Origin of the sequence: Mycobacterium sp. (genome assembly GCF_035314665.1) — a bacterium.
GTDB lineage: Bacteria > Actinomycetota > Actinomycetes > Mycobacteriales > Mycobacteriaceae > Mycobacterium.
In genome coordinates this window covers 1-4009 of the sequence record NZ_DATFZD010000417.1, presented here as the reverse complement: position 1 = coordinate 4009, position 4009 = coordinate 1, and the positions used below count along the sequence as shown (strand labels likewise).

4 protein-coding genes are annotated in these 4009 nt (G+C 65.2%); 2 read left to right on the top strand and 2 right to left on the bottom strand.

The genetic code is table 11. The annotated features are described in order from the left end of the window. Positions 1 to 154 (top strand): hypothetical protein (locus VKI00_RS30100; protein WP_324444742.1); only part of this gene is annotated, 154 nt, incomplete at its 5' end. Between the two features lie 29 nt (positions 155 to 183). Here the strand turns inward: VKI00_RS30100 and VKI00_RS30095 are convergent. Next, positions 184 to 1362, bottom strand: coding sequence for a class I SAM-dependent RNA methyltransferase (locus tag VKI00_RS30095; protein ID WP_324444740.1), 1179 nt, complete (start codon positions 1360 to 1362; stop codon positions 184 to 186). A 32-nt stretch (positions 1363 to 1394) separates the two neighbouring features. Then, on the bottom strand, positions 1395 to 3389 hold the full coding sequence (locus tag VKI00_RS30090) for an APC family permease (RefSeq protein WP_324444738.1): 1995 nt from the start codon (positions 3387 to 3389) through the stop codon (positions 1395 to 1397). Between the two features lie 133 nt (positions 3390 to 3522). Between VKI00_RS30090 and VKI00_RS30085 the strand changes: the two genes are divergently transcribed. Next, positions 3523 to 4009: TrkA family potassium uptake protein (locus VKI00_RS30085; protein ID WP_324444737.1), on the top strand; the 487-nt coding region annotated here is incomplete at its 3' end.

Here is a 4009-nt window from a genome sequence, read left to right as displayed (position 1 = left end):
AAGCGCTCAAAAAGCAACTGCGCGAGGTGTTTCCGGGCGAAGTGGATCGCCTCTGGCCCACGGGGAATTCACCCGCAAGGGCATCGTGGTCACCGCGATCTCCACCGCGATTTGCGCGGTCTACTTGTGGCTGCGGTACTTCGTCCTTGTGTAACGGGCTTGCGTAACGTCCTCGCGTAACTGTCAGCGCGTCAACAGCGCGACGCACTCGATGTGATGGGTCAGCGGGAATGAGTCGAATACCGAAATCTTGTCAACCACGTAGCCGTGGCGCTGATAGAGACCGACGTCGCGGGCGAATGACGCTGCCTCGCAACCAATATGCACCACCCGCGGGACATCGGCCGCGGCCAGCAAGTCGATCACCTCGCGTCCGGCTCCGGCCCGCGGCGGATCCAAGACGGCCACATCCGCGCCGCGGCGTTGTGCGGTGAGCGCCCGCCGCACCGAATCGGTGATCACGCTAACCTGCGCGAGCTCGCCCAAGGTGGCGCGCGCCGCCCGCGACGCCGCCCGTGAGCTGTCGACGCTCATCACGTGTCCGGACTCCCCGACCGCATCACCGAGCACCGCGGCGAAAACCCCTACGCCACCGTAGAGATCCCACGCCGTCATGCCCGGGGCCGGTTGGGCCCAGTCGCTGACCAGTTCGCTGTAGGTCCGCGCCGCGTCGCGGTGCGCCTGCCAGAAGGCCGTCACCGGGACCTGCCAGCTGTGCCGACCCGCCCGCTGCACACCCTGGAAGCTGCCCTCGACCACATCCGTCGAGGTTCGCCGGCCTTGGCGCGACGTGCGCACCACGTGCCGTTGACCGTCGTCGTCAATGACGACGTGCAGTTGTGCGCCGGCGGGCCATTCGGTGACAGCCAGACCTTGGGTCATCCCGGCCGGCAGCTGGCCGCAGTTGAGATCGGTGACCAGCTCGTCGCTGCGGTAGCGATGAAATCCGGCGCGGCCGTCAGCGCCGATGTCGAGCCGGACGCGGGTTCGCCAACCGGTCGGGCCACCCGGCGACAGCGGTTGGACTGTCCCATGCCACTGGTAATCGCCAAGGCGGGCAAGCTGATTGGAGACCACTTCGGCTTTGAGCGCGCGCGCCGCCGCAGGTTCGACGAATGCCAGATCGCAACAACCTGCACCGTCCACTCCGGCGATGGGACATAACGACGCCCGACGGTCGTCCGACGGCTCGATCACTTCGACAGCCTCGGCGTGCCAGTAGGAACCCCGATCCGCGGTGACCCGCGCCCGCACCCGCTCGCCGGGCAGCGCGTAACGGACGAAAACCACCCGACCGTCGTGACGTGCGACACAACTGCCGCCGTTGGCCGGCGCGCCGGCGGTCAACGTCAGTTCCGTCAGGGCGGGGGTCGGCCCCGCGGTAAATTCGCGTGTCAATCGAAGATCCCCCGACGGGCGTCGCCAGGAGCCGCATGCGGGTGCAACGCTTTGAGCCGCTCCGACGAATTAAGTTGCCAGGGAACCGATGTCACCATCACGCCCGGCATGAACAGCAACCGGCCTTTCAGCCGCAGCGCGCTCTGATTGTGCAGCAGATGCTCCCACCAGTGGCCCACAACGTATTCCGGAAGGAAGACCGTCACCACGCTGCGCGGTGATTCCATGCTCACACGTTTGACGTAATCCAGTACCGGGCGGGTGATTTCGCGGTACGGCGAAGCGATGACCTTGAGCGGCACGCTGATATCGCTCGCCTCCCAGCCGCGGACCAGGTGACGGGTTTCCGCGTCGTCGACGCTCACCGTAACGGCTTCCAGTACATCGGGCCGCGTCGCGCGCGCATAGGCCAGCGCGCGCAGCGTGGGCAGGTGCAACTTCGACACCAGCACCACGGCGTGGTTGCGGCTGGGCAGGACGATCTCATCGTGCTCGGCGGCCTGCTGCTCCAGCTCCCGAGTGACGGTGTCGTAATGCTTGCGGATCATCTTCATCAGGACGAAGAGTAAAACCATCGCAACAACAGCGATCCACGCACCGGCCAGGAACTTGGTGATCGATACGACGAACAGCACCGTGCCGGTGGCCACGAACCCGATCGTGTTGACCACCCGCGAGCGCTGCATCGTGCGCCGAACCGCTGGGTCAGTTTGGTTGCCCAGCAACCGGGTCCAATGTCGGACCATGCCGATTTGGCTCAGCGTGAACGATATGAAGACACCGACGATGTACAGCTGTATCAGCGCGGTGACCTCTGCGCGGAGCGCGATGATCGCCGCGAGGGCCGCCATCGCCAGGAATACGATGCCGTTGGAGAATGCCAGTCGGTCACCACGGGTATGTAGTTGGCGCGGAAGGTAACTGTGCTGCGCGAGCACAGAGCCCAGTACCGGGAACCCGTTGAAAGCCGTGTTGGCCGCCAACACCAGGATGAGCGCGGTAACGGCCGCGATCAGCAGAAATCCGATGTGGAAGCTGCCGAACACCGCCTGCGCGATCTGAGTCACAAGTGTCTTCTGCTGATAATCGCGCGGGATACCGCTCAGCTGGGTGTCGGGATCGTCGACAATCTGGACCCTGGTCTTCTCCGCCAGCAGGATGATGCCCATCAAAAGGCTGACCGAGATGGTGCCCAGCATGAGCAGCGTCGTTGCCGCATTGCGCGACTTGGGCTTTCGAAATGCCGGCACCCCGTTGCTGATCGCCTCCACACCGGTGAGCGCCGCGCAGCCCGACGAGAACGACCGCGCCACCAGGAACACCATGGCAAAGCCGGCGATCTCGCTGCGCTCGGCGTGCATCACGAAGCCGGCGGATTCGGCCCGTAGCGGCTCGCCCAAGGCGTAAATCCGGAACAACCCCCAGGCGAGCATGAGACCGACGCCGACGATGAACGCATAGGTCGGGATCGCGAAGGCCACCCCGGACTCGCGCACACCGCGCAGGTTCATCGCCATCACCAACAGGATCGCGCTGACGCAGAACAGTACCTTGTGGCCGGCAACGAACGGAACGGCAGATCCGATGTTCGACATGGCCGATGCCGTCGAAACAGCCACCGTGAGAACGTAATCCACCATCAGGGCGCTCGCGACCGTGAGGCCGGCGTTGGCACCCAGGTTTGTGGTGACCACTTCGTAATCGCCGCCGCCGGAAGGGTAGGCATGCACGTTCTGCCGGTAGCTGGCCACCACGACCAGCATCACCGCCGCCACCGCCAGGCCAATCCACGGTGTCAACGAATACGCCGCCAGCCCGGCCACGGAGAGCATGAGAAAGACCTCCTCGGGGGCGTAAGCCACCGAGGACAACGCGTCGGAAGCGAACACCGGCAAGGCGATCCGCTTGGGCAGCAGTGTGTGGCTCAGCCGATCGCTGCGAAAGGGCCGACCCAAAACCAGCCGGCGTGCCGCGGTCGAAAGTTTGGACACGAGAGCCAAGAGTAAGCCCATGCGGGTCTGCCGGTACGGTTCACTAGAAGACAATGTTTTGGCCCAAACCGGCTGGCCATCGTCGTCGGCGGTGAGACCCTACACGTAGCACGCACGCCGAGAGGACCCGCAAGTGCGAGTAGTCGTGATGGGATGCGGCCGGGTGGGATCGTCGGTGGCCGACGGGCTGTCTCGGCTCGGCCACGATGTCGCGGTCATCGACAGTGACGGCACCGCCTTTCGCCGGCTGGGCCCCGACTTCGCCGGTGAACGCGTGCTCGGCCTGGGATTCGACCGTGACGTGCTGCTCAAGGCGGGTATCGAGGAAGCGGACGCCTTCGCCGCGGTGTCATCCGGCGACAACTCGAACATCATTTCGGCCCGGCTGGCGCGCGAGATCTTTCGAGTGCCACGGGTCGTCGCGCGGATCTACGACGCCAAACGTGCCGAGGTCTACGAGCGGCTCGGCATACCCACGATTGCCACCGTGCCCTGGACCACCGATCGGCTACTCAACGCGCTCACCCGCGACACCGAGACCACCAAGTGGCGAGACCCGACCGGCACCGTCGCCGTCGTCGAGGTCGTGCTACATGAGGATTGGGTCGGCCACCGGGCCA